Origin of the sequence: uncultured Bradyrhizobium sp., from assembly GCF_936943645.1 — a bacterium.
Lineage (GTDB): Bacteria > Pseudomonadota > Alphaproteobacteria > Rhizobiales > Xanthobacteraceae > Bradyrhizobium.
Genome location: NZ_CAKZJO010000079.1, coordinates 52226 through 75137, shown reverse-complemented (window position 1 = coordinate 75137; position 22912 = coordinate 52226). Strand labels below are relative to the sequence as shown.

Genomic DNA, 22912 nt, shown 5'->3' with positions numbered 1-22912 from the left:
CGGGCGCGGTTCAAGGGGGCTTTCCAGCCAGTTCCGTCATCCTGAGGTGCGAGGCATGCGGCGCGTCGCGCCGCATGGGAGCCTCGAAGGATGGACGGCCAAGATGCAGCCGGGCCGTCGCCCTTCGAGGCTCGCCGAAGAGGCGAGCGCCTCAGGGTGACGGGTGAAAGCGATCGCTCGCGGCAAGTTGGCTCGAGCCGATGAGTGTCAATATTCCCGTGTCAGTATTTCTCGTGGAGACAGAGAGCGGATGTGGACAAAGTGGATATGGACGGAACGTAACCCGAACACTAAATGAGCGATTGAAGCAAGGCACCGATTTGCCTTTCTGAGATGGGCGCTCCCTGCGGCCACTGACCGAGTTCCAATCCGCCATGCGCTTCACGCCCCAGTTCCTCGACGAGCTTCGTGCCCGGCTTTCGGTCTCCGAGGTCGTGGGCAAGCGCGTCAAGCTGAAGAAGGCGGGGCGGGAGTGGAAGGGGCTGTCGCCGTTCCAGCAGGAGAAGACGCCGTCCTTCTACGTCAACGACCAGAAGGGTTTTTACCACGACTTCTCCTCTGGCAAGCACGGCGACATCATCTCCTTCGTGATGGAGACCGACGGCCTGCCGTTCGCGGAAGCGGTGGAGCGGCTCGCCAGCATGGCGGGGCTGGCGCTGCCGGCGGTGACGCCCGATGCGGCGCGGCAGGAGCAGCGCCGCCGCACGCTGCACGACGTCATGGATCTCGCCGCGACCTTTTTCGCGGAGACGCTGGCCTCGCGCGTGGGCGCGAAGGCCCGCGGCTATCTCGCTGACCGCGCGATCTCGCCGGCGACGCAGTTGCAGTTCCGCCTCGGCTATGCCTCGCCCGATCGCTTTGCGCTGAAGGAGCATCTCGGCAAGCTCGGCGTCTCCGTCGAGGACATGGTCGAGACCGGCCTGTTGATCGGCGGCGACGACATCCCCCTGCCGTACGACCGCTTCCGCGATCGCGTGATGTTTCCGATCACGGATCTGCGCGGCCGCGTCATCGCCTTCGGCGGGCGCGCGCTGGAGAAGGACGTTCCGGCCAAATACCTGAATTCGCCGGAGACGCCGCTCTTCCACAAGGGCGACAACCTCTACAACCACCAGACCGCGCGCAAGGCCACCCATGACGGCAGCGCGCTGATCGTGGTCGAGGGCTATGTCGACGTCATCGCGATGGTGACCGCGGGGTTTGCCGGCACTGTGGCGCCGCTCGGCACCGCGCTCACGGAAAGCCAGCTCGCGCTGCTCTGGAAGATGGCGGACGAGCCGATCCTCTGCTTCGACGGCGACCGCGCCGGGCAGAAGGCGGCGTATCGTGCCGCCGATCTGGCCTTGCCCTACCTCGCGCCCGGAAAGAGTCTTCGTATCGCGTTGCTGCCGGAAGGGCAGGACCCCGACGACCTCGCCCGCTCCGGCGGCCGCGGCGCGATCGAGGAGGTGATTGGCGCAGCCCGTCCGCTCGCGGACATGATCTGGTCGCGCGAGCTCGAAGGCGGCAACTTCGCCACCCCAGAACGCCGCGCCGCGCTGGAAGCGCGCATCAAGGAGCTGACCAACGGCATCCGCGACGAGGTGGTGCGGCGCTATTACCGCGACGAATTCGTCGAGCGGCTGCAGCGCACCTTCGCCCCCGAAGGCGGGCGCGGCGGCTTCGGCGGCCGCGGCAATTTCCGCCAGGGCCAGGGCGGTGGCCGCCCTTTCCAGCCCGGGGGCGGTGCGAATCGATTCGGCGGCCAGAGATTTGGCGGGGGATTTGGCGGCGGGCGCCGCGGGCCGCCCGGCCCCACCCCGCTACCGTCGGGCCCCTACCAGGCCGCCAGTCCCCAGCTGGCGGCGAGCCCGATCATGAAGGGCCAGCGCAGCGCCATCTCCCGCCGGGAGGCCCTGATCCTGCAATGCCTGATCAACCATCCCTGGCTGCTGCACGACCACCTCGAGGAGGTCGCGGCCCTGGAGCTGGCCCATCCCGAGGCCCACAAGCTCCGGGCCGGCATCATCGCCGCCTTCGCCAACGACCATCACCATTCGCCTGACCCCGAAGAGCAGGCCGAAAAGATGCGCGGCGATCTCGAAAAGGGAGGATTTTCCCAAACCCTTCAAAGGGTTGAGAACGGCATCACGACCGCGGCGGTGTGGGGCGCCCGCGAGGGCGCGGCGCGGGATGACGTTCTTGCCACCTGGCATCAGCTGGTCGCCTTGCATCGGCAATGGCATTCACTACTTAGGGAGCTGAAGGACGCCGAGCTGGCCTTGGGGGAGGACCCCAGCGAGGCCAATTTGGCATGGCTGCGTGACGTCAAGGCTCGGATAGGCGAGGTCGACGGCACCGAGGCCCTGATCGAGGGTTTTGGCGAGCTGTCGGGTCGGTTCCAGAAGAGCGTGTGATGAAAGAATCATGCGGACGGCCGAAGCCGGAACCGCTAAAAGACTCGCCAAATCCAAGGTTTGGCGACAAAACAGGGTTAATCGAGGCTTAACGGTCTTGTAGCACTTTGGCCCAGAGGCGGCCGCAGGCAGAACAGACGCGTCAGGAATGAATCCGCGCAATCGCTGTTGGCACTACACCTGCATCCGCTGCGACAAAGAGGCTGACGAAGCGTTAGGCAATTCCGGCGAGAGAGAGTTGGGGGTGGCGAGAGACATGTGCGCCGCCCTTTCCGTGTCGAGAGCTGCCGAAGCGAGAGCGTCGGACAACAGGTTCATGTGAATTCACGCAAGGCGCGGCGACGCCTCGCATGAAGCGCGTTTAGGAGCAATGGATGGCCACCAAGGCAAAGACGCTGCAGGCGAAGGACAAGGAAAAAGACGACAAGGCAGCGGATGCTCCGGAGAAGGATTCCCAGGACGCGCCCTCGCCGTTGCTCGACCTGTCCGACGCGGCCGTGAAGAAGATGATCAAGCAGGCCAAGAAGCGCGGCTTCGTGACCTTCGATCAGCTCAACGAAGTCTTGCCGTCCGACCAGACCTCGCCCGAACAGATCGAGGACATCATGTCGATGCTCTCGGACATGGGCATCAACGTCACCGAAGCCGACGACAGCGAAGGCGAGGAGGAGAAGGACGAGGGCGAGGACGAGACCGACAACGAGCTCGTCGAGGTCACCCAGAAGGCCGTCACCGAGGTCAAGAAGAGCGAGCCGGGCGAGCGCACCGACGATCCCGTGCGCATGTATCTGCGCGAGATGGGCACGGTCGAGCTGCTCTCCCGCGAAGGCGAAATCGCGATCGCCAAGCGCATCGAGGCCGGCCGCGAGGCGATGATCGCGGGCCTCTGCGAAAGCCCGCTGACCTTCCAGGCCATCATCATCTGGCGCGACGAGCTCAACGAAGGAAAGATCTTCCTCCGCGACATCATCGATCTCGAAGCCACCTATGCCGGCCCCGACGCCAAGGCCGGCATGAACAATGCGATGATCGCAGGTCCCACCGGCGAGAACGGCGAAGCCTCGGCCGAGGGCGGCGAAGCCGCCGCGTCTGCAGCGGCGCCCGCCCATGTCGCCCCGCCCGCCGCGCCGCCGTCGCCGACCCCGTTCCGTGCCGCGCCTGCCGGCGGAGCTGAAGCCGGCGAGGAGAAGGATCCCGGCGAAGCCGCCGCCGAATCCGACATGGACGACGACGAGTTCGAGAACCAGATGTCGCTCGCGGCGATCGAGGCCGAGCTCAAGCCGAAGGTGGTCGAGATCTTCGACAAGATCGCCGACAGCTACAAGAAGCTGCGCAAGCTTCAGGAGCAGGACATCCAGAACCAGCTCCAGAACGAGTCGCTCTCGCCGCACCAGGAGCGCAAGTACAAGAAGCTGAAGGACGAGATCATCGTCGAGGTGAAGTCGCTGCGCCTCAACCAGGCCCGTATCGATTCCCTCGTCGAGCAGCTCTACGACATCAACAAGCGCCTCGTCTCGCATGAGGGCCGCCTGATGCGCCTCGCCGACAGCCACGGCGTCGCGCGCGAAGACTTTTTGCGCAACTACACCGGTTCTGAATTGGATCCGCGCTGGCTCAACCGGGTGTCGAAACTCTCGGCCAAGGGCTGGAAGAACTTCGTCCACCACGAGAAGGACCGCATCAAGGACCTCCGTCACGAGGTGCATCAGCTCGCCGCGCTGACCGGCCTCGAGATCGTCGAGTTCCGCAAGATCGTGCACTCCGTGCAGAAGGGCGAGCGCGAGGCACGCCAGGCCAAGAAGGAGATGGTGGAAGCCAACCTCCGTCTCGTGATCTCGATCGCGAAGAAGTACACCAACCGCGGCCTGCAGTTCCTCGACCTGATCCAGGAAGGCAACATCGGCCTGATGAAGGCGGTCGACAAGTTCGAGTACCGCCGCGGCTACAAGTTCTCGACCTACGCCACCTGGTGGATCCGGCAGGCGATCACGCGCTCGATTGCCGACCAGGCCCGCACCATCCGCATCCCCGTGCACATGATCGAGACGATCAACAAGATCGTGCGCACGTCCCGCCAGATGCTCAACGAGATCGGCCGCGAGCCCACTCCGGAAGAGCTCGCCGAGAAGCTCGGCATGCCCCTGGAGAAGGTGCGCAAGGTCCTCAAGATCGCGAAAGAGCCGCTCTCGCTCGAGACGCCCGTCGGTGACGAAGAGGATTCGCATCTCGGCGATTTCATCGAGGACAAGAACGCGATCCTCCCGATCGACGCCGCGATCCAGTCGAACCTGCGCGAGACCACCACGCGCGTCCTCGCCTCGCTCACCCCGCGCGAAGAACGCGTGCTCCGCATGCGCTTCGGCATCGGCATGAACACCGACCACACGCTGGAAGAGGTGGGGCAACAGTTCTCGGTGACGAGAGAGCGTATCCGTCAGATCGAGGCGAAGGCGCTGCGGAAGCTGAAGCATCCGTCGCGGAGCCGGAAGCTGCGGAGCTTTTTGGATAATTGATCGCAGACAGCGATCCAAAGCGAAAGGGCGGGCCTTGGCCCGCCATTTGTTTTTGGTCTTCTGTGCCTGCCGTGATTTGCTAGGCAATCGCCCCACAAATTGTCCAGTGCAACCGCACACAGTGGCAAGTCACTCTACGAATATAGCGTTTAACCTTTGCCTTCATCGTGAGAGATCGTCTTTTTTCGACCGTCCTCGCCCCTGAATACCTCGTTCAGCTTTAGCCTGAGCCTACGAGCAATTTTGGTGGCAAAACCGTCAACGATGTTCTCTAACGTGACCCCAAAAAAGAGGTTAGCGACTGTTGCAAGTAGCAGCGAGCAAAAGGCTGCTAACAAACTTAGTCGCACATAGTCGATTGTCTTGCTTTTGATCGTGCCTAGCGCGGTCGCGGGGTCAGTCAATAGAAGTCCGGCCATCATCACCGCCATCAAAGCGCCGATCGATGTCCACTTGATTGTTAGCGAGGTGAGCTTCTCGATCTTAGAAATTGTCTGATCCAAATTTCGAAGTATGGTACTTTGTGCATTCAGTCGAATTTCATAATCGCGCCTTGTCTCCGTCAAGATAAGTTCCTTGGATCGGCTTAGTACATCGATCAGAGACCCTTCAGTGACGACGCTTTGATCCCCTTCAGTGATTGCCATCAGGGCCGTGCGGGCCTCTAAGCTGTAAGCCATAATGTTATAGTCGTTTTGGCTCAGCTCTCCTCTCGCAGCCAATCGTTGTGTTTCTGTAAGGAACTTGTCCCAGAGCTTCTGCGAGGGCGACATCGCAGCCAAGCTATTTGCAACTAGTTGTTGGCGAGGTAGCGCAGGCTTCTTGTCTACAGCCTTTAGCCACATGAGCATTGTAAATACTCGATCGCCGATCATGATTGGCGCATCCGACACAAGCTTAAACTCGCGCCGAAAGTATTCGTTGACTGCTCGAACTAGTTCCACATTCCCAGTAACGAAAATCGCCTTACAAGACTCGAAATAGCGTTGTGGTAAGCCACCCCGCAAACGGTAAATTGCGGATGCACAATCAACGTCATGCATTCGCGACGCGTTGCTGGGTGGCAGATCTGAACCAAAATATTTGTTCAAATAATCGTTCAGTTGAATTTCATCGATGCCAAGTGACACCGTATGAGGCGGCGGGGCCTCCACAGAAATTCCGAGATTTTCCAGTTTAGATTCGAGCTTCTCCGCCTCAAGCCTAATATCGGAGGGAGAATAGTTATTTCGAATAAAGTGGTCGAATACGTCTCCGGGGCGAAACGGTGTATAGCGGGCCGATCCGAGCCGTGCGTTTTCGGCTGCCAAGAATATGCGTTTAATCTCCTTAAGGGTTACGTCGAATATCGCAAGTTTTGCGTTCATCGACACCAAGATCTCGTGCAGTTCAAGGTGTGTTGTACGAAAGACCTCGTCTGCGTAGCCCAGCAATGTGAGGACAATGCTAGTGTCGAAGTAGACTTTGGTATTTCGTAATTTTGTAGTTACAGTCTCTGGATTCGAATAAAAAAATGACTCGGAAAGAATGGCGCCTTGGGCGAATGATATAATTAGATCATAACTGTCCGGATCGTGCTGGAAGCAATGGTCTACGAAACGTGAGACGCGGTATTCTGCTTTGTTGTCCTCTACTATTCTGTCAAACGTCTGCGACTTCTCTGCATCGTATAGATTCTGAATCAGGCGGGGCGTTAGGTCGTACAAGATATCAAAGAAGTAATATTGTGGATCAACCTCTCTGGGAGCGTTCGGAAAAGTTTCAGCGATATAGGCGGAAAACCGGTCACCCAGTGTTTGGAATTTCTGCGATATCCCTAATCTTATCACTTCAAAGTCTAGATGTGCGACTGCCGCATCGTTGCGAACGTAACTGCCGGCCTCCTTGTTGATAAATCCGTACTTGGTCCGTGAAGCTCGGCGGATAAGAATATTTGCAGCGGCGCGGGGGATCTTGAACTCTGCAACCTGATAGATGCGCTCGACGAGCTCTTCTTCGGAGACAACCCGGTTCGGGAGCGTTTTAATCGCGTATCCGACAAGGGGCATGAAGTTCGACAGCAAGTCGGTGTCGCTTTGATCCCAGTAGACTTTTAGAGTAGCCAAATTGGTGAGCAGATTTTGCATCGAAATGCTCGTCAACTATAGAGTGACAATTGGGTAAGGTGCTATCATTGGCGTGGTCGCGCCCAACGTCAAGGCGGCGCCTGAATGCGATCGACGAGGCCGGGCGGCTCATCGTCGGAGCGGATGTCGCGATTGCGTTGTGGCGGCTGACGCCGGGGGGAGGGCTCTGTTCGGCAATCGTGCGGCGCTGCCGGTCACGCGGTTTGTCTAAGACCGGTTCGCCGATCTGCTGTTTGCCTGGAGTAGATGGAGCGGACGCTGGTGAGCGCTCGCCCCACCCTACTTCTTCTTCGCCCCCACCCGCTCGATCCGCTTGATCTCGAGCGCCGGCTTGCCGCTCTTCTCCGCGATCTCGCGGTCCTGCTCCATGATGAAGTTGCGGGCGGGTTCGTCGCCGTCGAGGCCGCCGAGCAGCTCGGTGGGGACGCGGCGGTTGGAGCGCTGGGTGTCGTCTTCATAGACGACGTTGAAGAAGGCGAATTCGCCTTTGGGGTTGGTTCCGGGTTTCTTGGCCATGGCGGCTTGTCGTCGATTGCAGGGCCGCAGTCAAATGACTTTGGCGGCGATCGACCTCGGTTGCGGCCCGGTCCGGGCGGCCCAGCACGATGCGGCTGATTGAATTGGCTGCGGAAAGGGGTTGCGGGATGCGCGCCAGGCGCTGATGCCGTCTGCCGGGTTCCTTCGCGAAAGACCCGGCCTCAATAAACGGCGGGCTCGGAGCCCGCCGTTTATTTTGGTCTTCAGTGTCGCCCGGGGCTGGCGGGGCGACAACCTAAAATAGAAGGCTATAGAAGACGCCCTGCGATGGCAAGGCAAATCGTGGCGCGCTGGTGTCGCAGTGAGCGCATCAGATATGCGCTGGTTGCGATCCGCGGTTCCAACGTGCGTCAACGCAATTTGTTGGATTGTCGAACTACTTTGTTCATCTTCGCGCGCGTGCAGCATGCGCGTGTTGCGTCAGAAGGTTGCATCGGTCTGCATGTCTTCCCGTCTGCGTGCAGACACTGTGACGCGATGTGCGCCAGGCGTCTTCGATCCTCGCCGCGCGCGTCACGATGCGCGCGGGCGCTGCGTCACTTCCTGCACGGCGAGCCGAGATCCGCGTCCGCCGCTCTTGCCGCCGCCTTTGCCGCTGTCCTCCTTGCGCCCCTGCGCCATGATCGCGCTGCCCATCGCCGCCGAGCCGAAGGTGATGAGAAACGACGCCAGCAGCAATGCGAGCGCGATACCGGGGGAATTGTCGGCGAAGATCAATTCGCGCAGATGCCCGGGATTGAGCCAGAGCAGACCGCCGACGAGGATCGCCGCGGCGCAGGTGCCGATCGCAAGGTTGATGGCGAGCAGGCGGAACAGCGGGATGCGTAGCAAAGCGCGACTTGGCTTGTTCTGATGGTCGGGCATGGCTGGTTGCCTCAGACTTTGTCGAGCCCGGATGACGGAGGAAGAGGATGTCTGCAGCCATCCATCTCATGTCGTCCGTGCCGCGATATTGACCCGCATCAAACCCGGACGCAACGTTTCACGGCGCCACCAGCTCCACGCGCCGGTTGAGCGCGCGTCCCGCATCCGTCGCGTTCGAGCCGACCGGCGCAAGCAGGCCGACGCCGGCGGTGCGCAGGCGTGTCGGCACGATCCGGAAACTCTTCACCAGCTCGGCCGCGACCGCCTCCGCGCGTCGCTTGGAGAGATCGAGATTGTACTCATAGGCGCCCTGGCTGTCGGTGTGACCGACGATGAAGACGCTGAGCTGCGGCTGGCTCGCGAGCAGTTTTGCGATCTGCTCCAGCGTCGGGCGGCTTTCCGGCCTCAGCACCGCCTTGTCGGTGTCGAAATAGATGCCGTAGAGCGCGATGTGGCCGGTCTCGCCGAGTCCCTTCGCCATCGCGGCGGCGTCGACCATCTTGTTCGCGATGGCGCCGACCTCGGCGACGGTGACCTGCGCCGTGACGTCCTGGTTGTTCTGGCTGACGATGACGCTGGCATAGGTCTCGCGTCCGCCCTCGATCTTGCGACCGGCGACATAGCGGTAGTTGAAACCGTCGACCCACATCTGCGGCATCGGCAGCGCGTCGATGCTCTCGGTGAAGGGAATGCCGCCGCAGGCGTCGGTGTCGCAGGCCAGCAAGGTCTCGAAGCCGGCCTTGGCAAGCTGCGTCTCGAAATTGCGCGACACCTCCAGGATCGAGGGCCCGGGATTGGTGCGATAGGCGATGCGGACGATGCGGCCCTCGAGCCGCCGCGCATCGGTCGGCTGGCCGTCCTTGAAGGGAGCGGCCTGCATCCGCGCCGCGTCAAAATCCTTCACGACATAGCCGGTGACGACGCTGCCGGCGAACCGGCCGATGCCGGGATAGTCGCGCGCGCCCGCCACGTCGCGCGTCTGCGCGGAGGCAGGGATCGCGGGCAGGCAGAGCAGGGCGGCAAGGACGAGCATTCCCGGGATGGTCTGCGGTGCGGACATCGGCATTCTCTGTCGGTTGCGGGGGAAGGGGGGCGCAAGATGCAAGACTTGAGACATTAGTCTCACGCGCCGTCCTGCCGGTTCTAACCGACGGATCATTCCGGCTCCGATCGTCAGGGAATCCGCGCCGCCTCACCTCAGGCCGCGGGCGCCGCCCGGTCCGCCGCTTCGCGCTGCTGCACTGCCTGCTGGCGCTCCATCATGGTCTGCCAGAGCGTTGCGATGCTCGCTTGCGTCTGCGGCGCGATCAGGCAGTGGCCTTCATGGTCGAAGCCGCAGAGCCGCACCGCGGGATCCTTCTTCACCTCGATCAGCGCCTGGTTGATCATTTCGAGGCAGGTGATGACCTCGCCGACACCGTTGAGGCGGGTGTGATGCAGGATATCCATCAGGCGGAACGTCATCACCGCAGGCTGGCCGAAGCTGATGCCGGGACGGCCGAGCTCGAGCAGCACGTTCACCGCCGGAAGCACGCCCCTGATGTGCTCGAGCACGCCGGCGACATCCTCCACGCTGCAGGCGACGAGATGGGACGCCTGGGGCGGGATCGTCACGGGCGCGCGGGGGCTGAGGCCGAGCGAGGTGATCACCTCCTGCTCGATCCATTGCCGCACCGCTGCGGGGGCATTGCGGATCTGCTCGGTAGTCAAGGTAATTCCGGTCATGGGCGCGTCTCCTGGGCGGCTCTCCTGTTCGCTCCAATCTAGAAAGCGCGGCGTGAGACGGTTTGATGCGGATCAAGCCGCGTGCTTTCAAACCTTGCGCTTTGACGCTCGGGTCTTTCCCGGGCATGATCCCGCGCGCTGCTTCGCGCCACGATTTTCCTTTGAGGGATTGCTCCAGATGCTGAGACTGCTTTTCGCCGCCGCGTCCGTCCTGTGTCTGGCCGGCGGAGCGGCGCAGGCCGCGCGCTGCGGCGGCGATTTCAACGCGTTCGTCGCCACCATGGCGCAGGAGGCGCAAGGAGCCGGCGTCTCGGCTGGTGTGACCAATGCGGCGCTCAGCGGCGTGACCCCTGATGGCGCCGTGCTCGCCTTCGACCGGCGCCAGCGCCACACCTTCAACAAGAGCTTCGAACAGTACGTCTCGACCCGCGTCGGCCCCGGCCGCATCAATGGCGGCCGCGCGCTGTTGCAGCGCCACGCCGCGCTGCTCTCGCGCATCGAGCAGCAGTTCGGCGTGCCCCGCTACATCCTGGTCGCGATCTGGGGCCTGGAGAGCGATTTCGGCAAGGGCGACATCGGCAAGATGCCGGTGATCCGCACGCTGGCGACGCTGGCGCATGATTGCCGCCGCACCGATCTGTTCCAGGGCGAGCTGCTCGCCGCGCTGAAGATCGTGCAGCGCGGCGACCTGCCGCTGCGCGACCTCATCGGCGCCTTCGCCGGCGAGATCGGCCAGACCCAGTTCCTGCCGTCGTCCTACATCAAATATGGCGTCGATTTCGACGGCGACGGCCATGTCGACCTCCGCCACAGCGTCCCCGACGTGCTCGCCTCGACCGCGAACCTGCTCCACACCAACGGCTTCAAGATGGGCCAGCCCTACGGCGAAGGCACCGCCAATTTCGAGGCGATGCGCGAGTGGAACAGGGCGGTGATCTACAGAAAGACGATCGGCTATTTCGCGGATCGCCTCGCGGGGCAGTGAGGAGGGCGCTGATCTCGTAGGGTGGGCAAAGCGAAGCGTGCCCACGCATTCGTCGTGATCGAAAGAGATGGTGGGCACGGCGCAAGTGCGCCTTTGCCCACCCTACGGCAGTGGAGTGTGTGGCGGTCGCACTGCGCGCCTGACTACTTCGCCGTCCCCTTCGCCATCCTCTCCAGCTTCCGCTGCAGCGGCGCCCAATACGTTCCCGGGCGGAAGCGCTGCAACAGGTCCATGAAGCGGGCGTCGTTGCCGATCAGGATGCGCGGCTCGTTCTTTTCGATACCCTTGATGATGCGCAGTGCGGCGTCTTTCGGCGTGGTCCTCGCCGCATTCTCGAACCGCTCGATCGACTGCGCACGCCGCGCATTGTCGGTGACGCCGACGCCGGTGCGGGAGTTGCGCGCGATGGCGGTGGCGACACCGCCGGGATGCACCACCGACAGCTTGACCGGACTCCCGGCGACGCTGAGCTCATGCCGCACGCTCTCGGAAAAACCGCGCACGGCGAATTTCGCCGCCGCATAGGCCGACTGTCCCGGCGGCGCGATGATGCCGAAGATCGAGGAGAGGTTGACGATATGCGCCTCCGGCAGCGTCTTCAGATGCGGCAGGAAGGCGCGCGTGCCGTGCACCACGCCCCAGAAATTGATGTCGAACAGCCAGTCCATCTGCGCCTGGTCGATCTCCTCGAACGAGCCCATCAGCGCCACGCCGGCATTGTTGACGACGATGCCGAGCGCGGGATGCGCGGCGGTCGCCTCCGTCGCGAACTGCGCGATGTCGTCGGCGTTGCCGACGTCGACGCGGTGAACGCTGACCTTCCGTGCTGCGCCGATCTCGGCCGCCAGCGTCTTCAGCCCGGCCTCGTCGCGATCGGCCAGCGCCAGATCGCAGCCGCGCTGCGCAAGCTCGATGGCGAGCGCCCGGCCGATGCCGCTGGCAGCTCCCGTGATGGCGGCGGCGCCGCGAATCGCAGTCATGATGTCCCCCGTCAAGTCCTGACCAGGGAACTATGCTTTACATTTTTTCAGAATGGAACCGAACCACATGGGAATTTACTCCTTAACCTACGTTACGCAAGCAAGCATTGGGAGACGCTGATGGGACAAGCACAGCCATTTCGTGCAACTGCTCTGATCGTCGAGGACGATGTCATGCAGCGAGAGATGCTCGGTCTCCTGCTGGAAGAGAGCGGCTACCAGGTCATCCAGTGCGAAAGCGCCGAGGCCGCCGAACGCGTGCTCGACAAGAACGCCGGTGCGCTCTGCCTGTTGCTGACCGACGTGCAGCTTGCCGGTCACATGAACGGGGTCGAGCTTGCCCATGTCGCCAAGGATCGCAATCCCAGGCTCGACGTCGTCGTCACCTCCGGCCGCCCGTTGATGCAGCCCTTGCCCGACGGCGCGAAATTCTGGGCCAAGCCCTGGGCGCCGCTCGACGTGCTGCGCGAAGCCGAGATCGCGCAATTGTCGTGACCCTTCTCAGCCCGTCGCCCTTCGAGGCTCGCCGAAGTGGCGAGCACCTCAGGGTGACGGAGTCTGAGTTACCGGACGGACCAGCTTCCCCGCCGCGATGCCGGGTGATAGCGTCCGGCCATGTCCTGGTCCTTCCTGCTCACCTCGCTCATCGTCGTCGCCTCGCCCGGCACCGGCGTGCTCTATACGCTTGCCGCGGCGCTGACGCGCGGCTCGCGCGCAAGCGTTGCGGCCGCCTTCGGCTGCACGCTCGGGATCGTGCCGCACATGGTTGCAGCGATGCTCGGGCTTGCCGCCGTGCTGCACACCAGCGCGCTCGCCTTCGCCGCGCTGAAATGGGGCGGCGTCGCCTATCTGCTCTATATGTCCTGGCAGGCGCTGCGCGAGACCGGCGCGCTGTCGGTCGAAGGCAACATCCGCGAACGGTCGAGCGGCCGCGTCATCGTCACCGGCTTTCTGATCAACATCCTCAATCCAAAGCTGTCGATCTTCTTCCTCGCCTTCCTGCCGCAGTTCATCGCCGCGGACGAGGCCCATGTGCTGGCGCGCATGCTGGAATTGAGCGGCGCCTTCATGGCGATGACCTTTGCGGTGTTCGTCGTCTACGGCCTCTGCGCGGCGTCCGTGCGCGAGCGCGTCATCTCCCGCCCGCGCGTCATGGCCTGGCTGCGCCGCAGCTTCGCGGCGGGCTTTGCCGCGCTCGGCGCCAAGCTGGCGCTTGCGGAGCGGTAACTTCTCCACCCAATAAAAAAAGCGGGCCTTGCGCCCGCTACCTTCAGAACTCCGTCCCGACGCCCGGGCGGAGCGAGCTCCACCCGGGCAAAGAACAAGCCTCGTTACTTCTTCTTCGCCTTCTTGGCCTTTTTCGCCTTCTTCTTCGTCGCCTTCTTCGCTTTCTTAGCCATAGGATCCTCTTCAGGGTTAATGGTGAAACGCGACACGAGGGATGCTCGGCGGAGGGCCAGCCTCGCAACATCCTCAAGCGTAAACTCAGCAGATTCGCAGCTCGCTGCCCCGCGCTGTCACATCCATGTCATCGCGTTATCCACAGCTCAGATACGTTTTCGGGTGATTTTGGTGCGCGAATCCGCATCGGCGCGCCGGTCCGCCATCGCGGCCGACACGCTTAACGATCCGCCAACGGCCGCGCGCCGTTCATGAATCCAAAACCAAAGGGGAACTTTCGAAGATCGCAGTGAGGAACCATTAAGCGCAACCTGCGCATCGTCTCCGCAAGAAAACGGGGACGGGTCATGGACGGACGGCTGCCAGGGACGGGGGGCGCGACGCTGCGCGTGCTGCACGCGCCATGCTGAACGTGCCGACATTGTGGACCGTCTTCGTCGTCAACTTCCTGGCGCTCGGTGTGATCTGGGCCTACGTGACGCGGTCCTATCCGAAATTCGCCGCGGCCCGGTTCTGGATGGCATCGTCCTTCGTCGGCGCGACCGGCGCGATGACGGCGCTGATCCGCCTGTTCATCGCCTCTCCCTTGCCGCTTCTGCTCGGCGCTGCCGGCGTCATCGCCGCGAGCTGCTTCGCCGCCATGGGCATTCAGCGCTTCTACGACCGGCCGGTCTCATGGCGCCTGATGACGGCTTCGGGAGGCCTCAGCCTTGCCGGCGTCGTGGTCTTCATGGTCGGCTTCGAGCACATGCAGCTGCGCATGCTCAGCTACACGCTGGGTCAGGCCCTGCCGCTGGTGCTGGCGCTGCGTCTGCTGCTGTGGCCGCCGGAAGGCCGCGTCAGCCCGGGCGCGCGGCTGTCCGGCATCGTCATTCTCACCATCCTCGCGATCCTCATGGCTCGCACGGCCGGCAATCTGCTCGGCCACGATTTCTCGGCGAAGGCCGGCGGCCAGACCCATGCCGTCATGGTGCTGGGGCTGCTGTTCCTGTCGATGACGCTCAATTTCGGCTTCCTGCTGATGGCGATGGACCGCCTGCGCGGCGAAGTCGCCGACCTCGCGCTGCTCGACGATCTCACCGGCGTTGCCAACCGCCGGCATCTGCTGCAGCGCCTGACCGAGGAATGCGCCCGCTCGGAGCGCAGCGCTGCGCCGTTCTCGCTGCTGGTGATCGATCTCGACGGCTTCAAGACCATCAACGACACCCACGGCCATGCCGCGGGCGACGCCTGCCTGAAGCACTTCACGCTGATGGCGCAGACGCGCCTGCGGCCCGGCGACATGCTCGCCCGCACCGGCGGCGACGAGTTCTGCGTCGTGCTGCCGTCCTCGTCCCTGCGCGAGGCCGCCGCGATCGCCCGCCGCGTGCTCGAGGTCTGCCGCCAGGATGCCGAGGCCTGCACCGGCAGCGACATCCCGATCGCGATCTCGATCGGCGTCGCGCAGTGGGATCGCGGCATCGGCGCATTCCCGGACCGCCTGATGGCCAATGCCGACCACGCCCTCTATGCCGCCAAGAAGAACGGCAAGAACGACTTTGCCGTCTACGATCCGGTGCCGCCGCTGTCGCCCGAGGCGATCGGCCCGGACCAGAGCGAGCGCACATTCGCCTAGCGCCTTCCTATTTGATCATTTGAGCGCGATCTTTGCGCAAAACCGCTGCGCATTTTTCCGCATCATGCTGCTACGATGGGGGCCCACACTGGACCCTTGATGATGCCTCGCCTGCTCGCGGCCGTTGTCGCCGCTCTCGTTCTGATCTCACCTGCCGCTGCCACCGACGCCGAGCTGACACGGTTCGCGCGCGCCTCCGGCACGCCCGAGATTCCCGGTTTGAACATCGTCTGGCTGGCGCCATGGGGCGACGTCCGCGACGCAAGGCCATGGCGCAACGTCATCGTGCACCAGACCGAGGGACCGGCAGGCTCGGCGCGCGGCGGCGCGGCGGAGCAGGCCAAGAAGCCGACGCGGCGCGGCGTCACGGTGTGGGTGGAGACCGACGGCACGGTCTATTGGGCGGTCGCTGAAAACCTGGTGCCGACCCATGGCGACGGCGCCAATCGCAACGACAACAAGTACATCGACAACAGCACGACCTACCGGCAGGTGGTGCGCGACAATTCGATCGGTGTCGAGTTCGCCGGCAATTACCCCGATGTGACGACCGGCCCGACCGAGGCGCAAGTCGCGGCGTGGCGGATCCTCGTCAAGGTGCTGCGCGCGCGCTACGACATCCCGCTCGACCACGTCTACGCCCACAACTGGATCGACTACAAGGACGCCCGCTATTGCGAAGGTTGCTGGCTCGCGACCCTGGCGCAGATGTGGGGGGAGTAAGAACCGTCATTCCGGGGCGCGCGCAGCGCGAACTATGGTGCGCAAATGCGCACCTGAGAATCCATTCATCCAACAACTCTGCGGCCTGATGGATTCCGGGTTCGCGCCAAGAGGCGCGCCCCGGAATGGTGACGGAAATCACACCGGCTGCGACATCCAGCCGAACAGCCGCCGCATCAGGCCCGGTCGCTGCGGCAATTCCGGCGGCTCGTCCACGGCCAGCACGCGTTTGAAGAAGTAGTCCAGGAACACCATGTCGTTCGGCTCGGTGACGGTGAATTGCTCCTCGCCGAAGAACACGCTGTAGCTATAGAAGAACGGGCCCATCAGCGGGATCGTCGCGGTGCCCGCATAGTCCTTGGAGATCACGAATTCCGACGGCTCCAGCCCGTGCTCGCGCATCGCCTGCTCGACCAGCGGCAGCTTGCGCATGAACTGGCCCGAGAAGCCGCCGGCGGTTGATTGCAGGATGATCGACACGGTTTCTCGTCCAATCGATGCTGTCGGTCCGGTCATCGTGGGTCGGTTGACCGGACGCGCGGGTTCAAGGCAGGCGCGAGTCTATGTCTGTCGAGGGGAAGTCGACCGTGATCGTGGTCTCATTCGTTGCTGCAAGGGGAGACGGACGAAACAAAAAAGCCGGCGTTGCCGCCGGCTTTCTGTCTCTTCGACCCGCCAATCTCTGGCGCTGTGAAAACCGCGCTTAGTGCGCGGCTTCCAGCGCGGCCTGTTCGGCCCTTGCGATCGTGCCCTTGACCGCGGACTGCACCTTCTCGAAGGCGCGGACCTCGATCTGGCGGACGCGCTCGCGCGACACGCCGAACTCGGCGGCAAGGTCTTCCAGCGTCATCGGCTCATCGGCGAGGCGGCGCGCCTCGAAAATGCGGCGTTCGCGCGGGTTGAGCACGCCCATGGCACCGTTCAGGGCGTCACGGCGTTCGTCATATTCCTCGTGCTCGGCCAGCATGGCTTCCTGGTTGGGCGTATTGTCGACCAGCCAGTCCTGCCATTCGCCGGCTTCGCCGTCGTCGCGGATCGGTGCGTTGAGCGACGCGTCGCCACCGAGGCGGCGGTTCATGTCGATCACGTCCTGGTCCGTGACGCCGAGGCGCTTGGCAATGATCTTCACCTGGTCGGGGCGGAGATCGCCCTCGTCCAGCGCGTTGATCTTGCTCTTCGCCTTGCGCAGGTTGAAGAACAGCTTCTTCTGGTTCGCGGTGGTGCCCATCTTCACGAGCGACCAGGAACGCAGGATGTACTCTTGAATCGACGCCTTGATCCACCACATGGCGTAGGTGGCGAGACGGAACCCCTTCTCGGGTTCGAAACGCTTCACCGCCTGCATCAGGCCGACATTGCCTTCCGAGACGACCTCGGAGATCGGCAAGCCGTAGCCGCGATAGCCCATGGCAATCTTGGCGACGAGCCGGAGATGGCTGGTGACGAGTTGGTGCGCCGCGTCGCGATCGTCATGCTCGCGCCAACGCTTGGCGAGCATGTATTCCTGCTGGGGTTCCAGCATCGGGAACTTGCGGATCTCGGCGAGGTAGCGAGATAGGCCGGATTCTCCATTGAGGACCGGCAAAGCAGCGGTACGGGCCATAGTGCGCCCTCCAAAGGTTCAGGCCCCCGATAGCGGCGGGCCAGGCAGACGACCGCTGTGTCAAAGCCGGCCGGGCTGCGATGTTCCGCGTCGGTCATTTCCAACGCAGGCGCAATATACCCCATGGGGGGTCGAAAAGGGAAGGATTGCTGACGTCACGTCCCCGTGTGGCAGCTATAATCTTTTGTAATGTAACGCCTTTCCTAAGGAGGCTGCGTCATAGCGCCGCTTTGAGAGCGCTCTGGAGGAGAAGCAAATCCTCCGGCAAAGGCGCCTCCCAGTGGAGTAATTCTCCGCTTCTCGGGTGCTCCAATACCAGCAGATAGGCATGCAGGGCTTGCCGTCCCAGTGCGGCCAAAGCGGCCTGCGATTCGGGCCCGAGCTGGTTCGCCTTGGTCTTGAAGTGCGGCCCATAGACCGCATCGCCCATCAGGGGATGGCCGATATGGGCGAGGTGGACGCGGATCTGGTGGGTGCGTCCGGTCTCGAGCTCGCAGGCGATCAGCGAGGCCACCGGTTTGCCGTCGCGCCCCGCAAAACTCTCCAGGATTTCCCAATGCGTCACCGCTTCGCGGCCGCCCTGGCGCACCGCCATCTTCTCGCGCGCATGCGGATGGCGGTCGATCGGCGCGTCGACGGTGCCGCGATGCCGGCCGGGCACGCCCCAGGCAAAGGCCATATAGCCGCGCCGCATCTCGCCGGTGCGGCCGTGATCGGCGAACTGCGCCGACAGCGAGGCGTGGGCCATGTCGTTCTTGGCGACCACCATCAGCCCGGTCGTGTCCTTGTCGAGCCGGTGCACGATGCCGGGCCGGCGCACGCCGCCGATGCCCGAGAGCGAGGCGCCGCAATGGGCGATCAGCGCATTCACCAGCGTGCCGGTCTCGTGGCCGGCGGCGGGGTGCACCACCAGCCCCTTCGGCTTGTTGAGAACCACGATATCGTCGTCCTCGAACACGATATCGAGGGCGATCTCCTCGCCCTTGGGCTCGGCGGGCGCCGCTTCCGGCACCTCGATTGTGATCGTATCGCCGGATGCGACGTGATAAGCGGGGTCGCGGACTTGGGTCGATTCCTGGGACGCCTTCAGGCTCACTGCGCCCGCCAGGATCAGGGCTTTGAGCCTTGATCGCGACAGGTCCGGCAGGCGCGCCGCCAGCACGCGGTCGAGCCGGGCCGAGCCCTCGTCGCCCTCGACCACGACCTCTAACCTCTGCGCTGAACCAAGACCCTTGGGGCCAAGACTTTCCATGACGACGTCTGATACCGCTGTTCCCGAACCGACCCCCGAGCAGGCCGCGCTGTTCGCGCGGGTGCGGCGGATGATGCTGATCGCGGGGTTGACCACGGCGCTGGCTGTCTGCGCCGTGCTGATCGCGGTGGGCTACCGCCTTTTCAAGTCGGAGGGAAGGGCGGTCGAAGCCTCCGGCGACGTCACCGCAACTTTGCCCAAGGGCGCCAAAATCGTCTCGACCGGGGTTGCCGGTGACCGCCTCGTCGTCACGCTGGATCTCGGCGGGGTCATCGAGATCCGCACCTTCGACGCCCGCACCCTGAAGCCGGCCGGACGGCTGAAATTTGCCAACGAGCCGTAAAAGGCCCGTCGGGGTCCTTGCGGCGGACAAATTTCGAGGCTATTGGCTAGCCCTCACGCTCCCTTCGTCTAGCGGTTAGGACGCGGCCCTCTCAAGGCTGAAACAGGGGTTCGATTCCCCTAGGGAGCGCCAGCCAAATCCTAAGCCGTTGAAAACCTGCACACTCTAGGCAACCATGTGAGCCTGGAGAGACCGCCTTTGACTTGCGTAGCCGGTGAGGCGGTCCGCATTGGTTGTGCAATGGCAATCCTGATCCCCAGCTTGGGCTTCGCGCGCTTCGACACCCGTGGGGAGCTAAGGCTCGCCGAACGCCTCAAGGACTTTCTCGAAGACAACGCCGTCGTTTGGCACAATCTCCCTGTCGGCCCTCTGAACCGACATCCGGACTTCATCATCATTCATCCCGCGAACGGTCTGCTCGTGCTCGAGGTCAAGGACTGGCGCCTGGAGACGATCGTTTCGGCCGACAAGACGAAGGTCGAGCTGCTGACGACCCGGGGGAATGTGCAAGAGAGCAATCCCCTTGAGCAGGCCCGCAGATATGCGTTCGACGTCGTGCGCACGATCGACCGGGACGGGCAGTTGTTGTTTCCGCCCGGTCATCGTTTCATGGGCAAGCCCATCGTGCCGTTCGGCTTCGGGGTCGTCTTCACCAACATCACGCGCAAGCAATTCGAACAGGCCGAGCTCAAGGAGGTGCTGGCCGAGCATCTTTGTCTGTTCAAGGATGAAATGACCGAGGGCGCAAATCCGGAAGAATTCCGATCCAGAGTGTGGAACATGGTTCATCCAAGCCTTGGAGAGCCGCTATCGATGCCGCAGTTCGACCGGCTGCGCGCGCTGCTCTTTCCGGAGATCCGCATCCGACAGATTGCCCTGCCTCTGGACGACCCGCCGGGGGCCGATCCTTCGGACCGCACGCTTGCAGTGATGGACCTGCATCAGGAGCAGTTCGCGCGCAGTCTGGGAGAGGGGCATCGCATCATTCGCGGCGTCGCCGGATCGGGCAAGACACTGATCCTTGCCTTTCGAGCCGAATATCTGGCGCGCGCGGCGGCAAAGCCCGTCCTCATCCTCTGTTACGCCAACGGCATCGCCGGGCGGCTCGAGGATGCGATGCAGAACAGAGGTGTCGAGAATCGTGTTCAGGTCCTCACCTTTCATTCCTGGTGTTACCGGATGCTGCGGACCTATGGGATCGCAGCTCCGTCAGAGCGTGACTATCCGGACTATGCGGAACGACTCGCTGCGAGCGTCGCGGAGGTCATGAAGGCGGTGGATCAGGGGCATATTCCAGCGGAGCAGTATGACGCCGTCCTCATCGATGAGGCCCACGACTTCGAGCCGCAATGGCTCGCGCTTGCGGCCAAGATGGTGAACCCGCGCACCAAGGCGTTGATGGTCGTCTACGACGACATCCAGGCCATCTATAAGGGGCGCGAACGCCCGGTGTGGAGTCAGCTCGGAATTGAAGCCAAGGGCAGAACGACCGTCCTGAAGGTCAACTACCGCAACACCGCGCAAATCGTGGCCTTCGCGCGACGCTTCGCTGCGGACGTGATCGGCGCACCGGGCGTTACAGCCGATGATGAGCACGCCATCCTGTTGCCCGAAGATGCCGGCCGGCAGGGAGTGGAGCCCGCCGTGCGGCGGTGCGTGAGCGTGGACGCGGAAGCTCATTGCGTCGCCGAATGGTTTCTCGACCGGAGAAAGGCCGGCTACGAGTGGTCGCAGATGGCGTGTCTCTACCCGGAGCACTGGATCGGAGGGAAAGTCGCACAGATCCTGGCCAAGCATGGCGTCCCGATCGATATGGCCAAGGACAACCGCAACAGGGTGTCGGTCAAGCGGGTGGCCGTGCGGTTCCTGAGCATGCACTCCGCGAAGGGACTGGAGTTTCCCTGCGTCGCCATCGCCGGCCTGGGCTTGCTCGGTCGCCATGGCGAGACCGTCGAGGAGTGCGTCCGGCTGACATATGTCGGGGTGACCCGGGCGACACACGAGGCGCTGCTGACATATTCGAACGAGTCCGCCCTGGTGCAGCGTCTGATCGCGTAGACTGGCGCCGCACGGCCGCCCTTTCACGCTGTCAGCCAGCTCTTTATGGAATTGGCAACTCAGTGCACTGTCGCTGCAGTATGTTCGATTGTTCCACCCCTGGGGTGAGCCTGTGGCATTAGCGATCAATATCCGGGCCGACAACGCATCAGCAGGCGAGATCGAGCGGCTGTGGGATCGGGTGGCCGCGTTCGAGCTCGCGCCTTCGATGCGAGCGCTCGGTTACCGGCCTCATTTTACATTTGCGATCTACGACTCGCCTGCGGTCGACGAGAACACCGCGTGGGACGTGATGCAGGCAGCCGTGGCCGACGAGAGGCAGTTGAGGATCGGGTTCAAGCGAATTCGCTGGTTCGAAGCCTCTCCGCTCGTTCTCTGGGCGGAGCCGGAGGCCGACGACACCCTGGCCCGCATCCACGGCGCCATCAGCGCGGCCATCGATCCCGCGCATTGCCGTCCGCATTACCGGCCCGGCGCCTGGACGCCCCATTGCACGCTCGGCACGGCCATTGGCGACGAGCGGCGCGACGATGCGATGGCCTTTGCACGGGCGTTTGATCGTACAATTGAGGTGGTGTTCGACGTCGCGGACTGCGTCGTCTTTCCGCCCGTGCGGATCATCGCCGAGCGAAGATTGCCGTCGTAGTCGGCACGGCATCAAACCAATGCCGCACGCTCCCTCACGCCGTCGTGCCGTCGATCGACCGCCGGATCACCTTCTGTACATCCGCATTCGACAGGAACAGGTCGTGGTTGACGATGCCCCAGCCTTCCGCCGACGCATCGACCACGCGCACGCCGAGCCGGGCGATGGCGGCCTTCTCGGCCGCGCCGACCCGTGTCATGCCGCCGGCGAGCTGCCCCGACAGCGCCAAGGCGCGATCGTTGGTCGAGGCGATCACGGTGATCTTGCCGGCGAGCGGACCGATGCGCTGGATCGCCGACGAGAACACGTCCATGTCGATGTCGGGCGCGGCAAACACCACCGCGCCGATCTTGCCCGTGACGGTGTCGCCGTATTTCGCATAGAGCTGACGCAGGCTCTCGAGCGTCAGCATCGTTCCCATGCTGTGCGCGACAATGTGCACGCGCCCCGCCCCGGGTGCCGACACCAGCGCGGAGAGCACGCGTTCGAATTCGTCGCGCGACCACATCGCGCTGTCGCGGTCATAGGCGTAGTCGAACAGTCCGTCCCTGGACGGCCATGAGAACGCGATTGTCCGTCCACGGAACCGGATCCCGTCCGAGAGATGGGCGGCGTCCAATACGGCCGTCTCGAATGTCTGCTTGAAGCCGTGCACATAGATCAGCACGTCCCCTCCGCCGGCCTCCGCAGCGAGATCGCCGGCGTCGGCCGACACCGGTTCGAGCCGGTCGAGGCGCCAGTCGCCGATTCCAACCGAGGCGAGAGAAAGGCGGCTCTCGTCCGGCGCCACCAGCCTGGCGCGCGCGATCGTCATGCGCGTCGCACGCTCCGGCCCGAACCAGGGTTTTGCGCGACCGCCGCTCACGGGCTTGCGCGTGGTGGCGACGAGAACTGTGGGATCGACCGAGAGTGACGATGCGTCATAGCGCGCGCCTGTCGCACCCAGCCCGGCGCATCCGCCGAGCGCGAGCGCGCTGCCCGCCGACATGAGTCCGCCGAGCAGAGCTCGACGCGACATCGAAGGATTTGCTTGAAGTGGATTTCGGCCTATCACTGGGAACCCTGGAACTTCGCCCCCGATAGCGCTGCCCCGTCAGCTCCCTGAATGACAATGGGGGCGAGATGACGGCGGCGCGCAGAATAGG

At 63.5% G+C, this 22912-nt stretch carries 20 protein-coding genes, 1 tRNA gene and 1 pseudogene; 12 read left to right on the top strand and 10 right to left on the bottom strand.

All coding sequences use genetic code 11. The features are described from left to right. Positions 1-374: 374 nt before the first annotated feature. Complete coding sequence (dnaG, locus tag Q0743_RS20730; RefSeq protein WP_298243348.1) at positions 375-2396, top strand: DNA primase; 2022 nt, start codon at positions 375-377, stop codon at positions 2394-2396. 374 nt (positions 2397-2770) lie between these two features. After that, positions 2771-4909, top strand: coding sequence for an RNA polymerase sigma factor RpoD (rpoD, locus tag Q0743_RS20725; RefSeq protein ID WP_298243347.1), 2139 nt, complete (start codon positions 2771-2773; stop codon positions 4907-4909). A 149-nt stretch (positions 4910-5058) separates the two neighbouring features. Here the strand turns inward: rpoD and Q0743_RS20720 are convergent, their stop codons facing one another. Then, positions 5059-7035, bottom strand: coding sequence for a hypothetical protein (locus Q0743_RS20720; protein ID WP_298243346.1), 1977 nt, complete (start codon positions 7033-7035; stop codon positions 5059-5061). A 17-nt stretch (positions 7036-7052) separates the two neighbouring features. Between Q0743_RS20720 and Q0743_RS20715 the strand changes: the two are divergent. Continuing rightward, positions 7053-7246, top strand: a pseudogene (locus Q0743_RS20715) (hypothetical protein). A 68-nt stretch (positions 7247-7314) separates the two neighbouring features. Here Q0743_RS20715 and Q0743_RS20710 read toward each other — a convergent pair. The 4 genes from Q0743_RS20710 to Q0743_RS20695 all read right to left on the bottom strand — a co-directional run bounded on the left by Q0743_RS20710 (position 7315) and on the right by Q0743_RS20695 (position 10161). Beyond that, complete coding sequence (locus Q0743_RS20710) at positions 7315-7551, bottom strand: hypothetical protein (protein ID WP_298243345.1); 237 nt, start codon at positions 7549-7551, stop codon at positions 7315-7317. A 534-nt stretch (positions 7552-8085) separates the two neighbouring features. Beyond that, a complete protein-coding gene (locus Q0743_RS20705; RefSeq protein WP_298243344.1) occupies positions 8086-8436 on the bottom strand; it encodes a hypothetical protein in 351 nt (116 codons plus the stop codon). 118 nt (positions 8437-8554) lie between these two features. Continuing rightward, positions 8555-9502 carry an OmpA family protein gene (locus Q0743_RS20700; RefSeq protein ID WP_298243343.1) on the bottom strand — a complete coding sequence of 316 codons (948 nt, stop codon included), beginning with the start codon at positions 9500-9502 and terminating at the stop codon, positions 8555-8557. Positions 9503-9633: 131 nt separating this feature from the next. Next, the gene (locus Q0743_RS20695) at positions 9634-10161 is read right to left on the bottom strand and encodes a hypothetical protein (RefSeq protein ID WP_298243342.1); all 528 of its coding nucleotides are present in this window, start codon (positions 10159-10161) and stop codon (positions 9634-9636) included. A gap of 178 nt (positions 10162-10339) precedes the next feature. On the opposite strand from Q0743_RS20695, the gene Q0743_RS20690 reads away from it, so the two are divergent. Continuing rightward, positions 10340-11146: a lytic murein transglycosylase gene (locus Q0743_RS20690; protein WP_298243341.1), complete on the top strand. Its 807-nt coding sequence runs from the start codon at positions 10340-10342 to the stop codon at positions 11144-11146. 143 nt (positions 11147-11289) lie between these two features. On the opposite strand, the gene Q0743_RS20685 is transcribed toward Q0743_RS20690, so the two are convergent. Further along, positions 11290-12126, bottom strand: coding sequence for an SDR family oxidoreductase (locus tag Q0743_RS20685; RefSeq protein ID WP_298243340.1), 837 nt, complete (start codon positions 12124-12126; stop codon positions 11290-11292). Positions 12127-12246: 120 nt separating this feature from the next. Between Q0743_RS20685 and Q0743_RS20680 the strand changes: the two genes are divergently transcribed. The 4 genes from Q0743_RS20680 (at position 12247) to Q0743_RS20665 (ending at position 15865) form a co-directional block, all read left to right on the top strand. Beyond that, positions 12247-12621 (top strand): response regulator, encoded by a 375-nt coding sequence (locus Q0743_RS20680; protein ID WP_298243339.1) that lies wholly within the window; start codon positions 12247-12249, stop codon positions 12619-12621. Positions 12622-12741: 120 nt separating this feature from the next. Then, entirely contained in the window at positions 12742-13353 is a 612-nt protein-coding gene (locus Q0743_RS20675) for a LysE family translocator (protein WP_298243338.1), read from the top strand. A gap of 577 nt (positions 13354-13930) precedes the next feature. Further along, a complete protein-coding gene (locus Q0743_RS20670; RefSeq protein ID WP_298243337.1) occupies positions 13931-15142 on the top strand; it encodes a GGDEF domain-containing protein in 1212 nt (403 codons plus the stop codon). A 99-nt stretch (positions 15143-15241) separates the two neighbouring features. After that, positions 15242-15865, top strand: coding sequence for a peptidoglycan recognition family protein (locus Q0743_RS20665; protein ID WP_298243336.1), 624 nt, complete (start codon positions 15242-15244; stop codon positions 15863-15865). Positions 15866-16003: 138 nt separating this feature from the next. On the opposite strand, the gene Q0743_RS20660 is transcribed toward Q0743_RS20665, so the two are convergent. The 3 genes from Q0743_RS20660 to Q0743_RS20650 all read right to left on the bottom strand — a co-directional run bounded on the left by Q0743_RS20660 (position 16004) and on the right by Q0743_RS20650 (position 18720). After that, a complete protein-coding gene (locus Q0743_RS20660) occupies positions 16004-16345 on the bottom strand; it encodes a hypothetical protein (protein ID WP_298243335.1) in 342 nt (113 codons plus the stop codon). A 223-nt stretch (positions 16346-16568) separates the two neighbouring features. Beyond that, positions 16569-17468, bottom strand: a complete 900-nt coding sequence (rpoH, locus tag Q0743_RS20655) for an RNA polymerase sigma factor RpoH (protein ID WP_018318222.1) — start codon at positions 17466-17468, stop codon at positions 16569-16571. Between the two features lie 217 nt (positions 17469-17685). Continuing rightward, positions 17686-18720, bottom strand: a complete 1035-nt coding sequence (locus tag Q0743_RS20650) for an RluA family pseudouridine synthase (RefSeq protein ID WP_298243334.1) — start codon at positions 18718-18720, stop codon at positions 17686-17688. On the opposite strand from Q0743_RS20650, the gene Q0743_RS20645 reads away from it, so the two are divergent. The 4 genes from Q0743_RS20645 (at position 18719) to Q0743_RS20630 (ending at position 21767) form a co-directional block, all read left to right on the top strand. Then, on the top strand, positions 18719-19063 hold the full coding sequence (locus Q0743_RS20645) for a hypothetical protein (RefSeq protein ID WP_298243333.1): 345 nt from the start codon (positions 18719-18721) through the stop codon (positions 19061-19063). The genes Q0743_RS20650 and Q0743_RS20645 overlap by 2 nt on opposite strands. Positions 19064-19120: 57 nt before the next feature. Beyond that, positions 19121-19195, top strand: a tRNA-Glu gene (locus tag Q0743_RS20640). 108 nt (positions 19196-19303) lie between these two features. Then, a complete protein-coding gene (locus Q0743_RS20635) occupies positions 19304-21121 on the top strand; it encodes an NERD domain-containing protein/DEAD/DEAH box helicase (RefSeq protein WP_298243332.1) in 1818 nt (605 codons plus the stop codon). A 112-nt stretch (positions 21122-21233) separates the two neighbouring features. Further along, positions 21234-21767, top strand: coding sequence for a 2'-5' RNA ligase family protein (locus tag Q0743_RS20630; protein ID WP_298243331.1), 534 nt, complete (start codon positions 21234-21236; stop codon positions 21765-21767). Between the two features lie 34 nt (positions 21768-21801). Here Q0743_RS20630 and Q0743_RS20625 read toward each other — a convergent pair whose 3' ends face one another. Beyond that, a complete protein-coding gene (locus tag Q0743_RS20625) occupies positions 21802-22785 on the bottom strand; it encodes an alpha/beta fold hydrolase (protein ID WP_298243330.1) in 984 nt (327 codons plus the stop codon). Positions 22786-22912 lie beyond the last annotated feature (127 nt).

What these genes read in the sequence shown, in the direction of transcription:
- Q0743_RS20690 (WP_298243341.1), top strand. Translation starts at nt 10,340, where the DNA reads ATGCTGAGACTGCTTTTCGCCGCCGCGTCCGTCCTGTGTCTGGCCGGC.
- dnaG (WP_298243348.1), top strand. Translation starts at nt 375, where the DNA reads ATGCGCTTCACGCCCCAGTTCCTCGACGAGCTTCGTGCCCGGCTTTCG.
- Q0743_RS20675 (WP_298243338.1), top strand. Translation starts at nt 12,742, where the DNA reads ATGTCCTGGTCCTTCCTGCTCACCTCGCTCATCGTCGTCGCCTCGCCC.
- Q0743_RS20705 (WP_298243344.1), bottom strand. Translation starts at nt 8,436, where the DNA reads ATGCCCGACCATCAGAACAAGCCAAGTCGCGCTTTGCTACGCATCCCG.
- Q0743_RS20685 (WP_298243340.1), bottom strand. Translation starts at nt 12,126, where the DNA reads ATGACTGCGATTCGCGGCGCCGCCGCCATCACGGGAGCTGCCAGCGGC.
- Q0743_RS20665 (WP_298243336.1), top strand. Translation starts at nt 15,242, where the DNA reads ATGATGCCTCGCCTGCTCGCGGCCGTTGTCGCCGCTCTCGTTCTGATC.
- rpoH (WP_018318222.1), bottom strand. Translation starts at nt 17,468, where the DNA reads ATGGCCCGTACCGCTGCTTTGCCGGTCCTCAATGGAGAATCCGGCCTA.
- Q0743_RS20710 (WP_298243345.1), bottom strand. Translation starts at nt 7,551, where the DNA reads ATGGCCAAGAAACCCGGAACCAACCCCAAAGGCGAATTCGCCTTCTTC.
- Q0743_RS20720 (WP_298243346.1), bottom strand. Translation starts at nt 7,035, where the DNA reads ATGCAAAATCTGCTCACCAATTTGGCTACTCTAAAAGTCTACTGGGAT.
- Q0743_RS20650 (WP_298243334.1), bottom strand. Translation starts at nt 18,720, where the DNA reads ATGGAAAGTCTTGGCCCCAAGGGTCTTGGTTCAGCGCAGAGGTTAGAG.
- rpoD (WP_298243347.1), top strand. Translation starts at nt 2,771, where the DNA reads ATGGCCACCAAGGCAAAGACGCTGCAGGCGAAGGACAAGGAAAAAGAC.
- Q0743_RS20700 (WP_298243343.1), bottom strand. Translation starts at nt 9,502, where the DNA reads ATGCCGATGTCCGCACCGCAGACCATCCCGGGAATGCTCGTCCTTGCC.
- Q0743_RS20635 (WP_298243332.1), top strand. Translation starts at nt 19,304, where the DNA reads ATGGCAATCCTGATCCCCAGCTTGGGCTTCGCGCGCTTCGACACCCGT.
- Q0743_RS20645 (WP_298243333.1), top strand. Translation starts at nt 18,719, where the DNA reads ATGACGACGTCTGATACCGCTGTTCCCGAACCGACCCCCGAGCAGGCC.
- Q0743_RS20680 (WP_298243339.1), top strand. Translation starts at nt 12,247, where the DNA reads ATGGGACAAGCACAGCCATTTCGTGCAACTGCTCTGATCGTCGAGGAC.
- Q0743_RS20670 (WP_298243337.1), top strand. Translation starts at nt 13,931, where the DNA reads ATGCTGAACGTGCCGACATTGTGGACCGTCTTCGTCGTCAACTTCCTG.
- Q0743_RS20625 (WP_298243330.1), bottom strand. Translation starts at nt 22,785, where the DNA reads ATGTCGCGTCGAGCTCTGCTCGGCGGACTCATGTCGGCGGGCAGCGCG.
- Q0743_RS20695 (WP_298243342.1), bottom strand. Translation starts at nt 10,161, where the DNA reads ATGACCGGAATTACCTTGACTACCGAGCAGATCCGCAATGCCCCCGCA.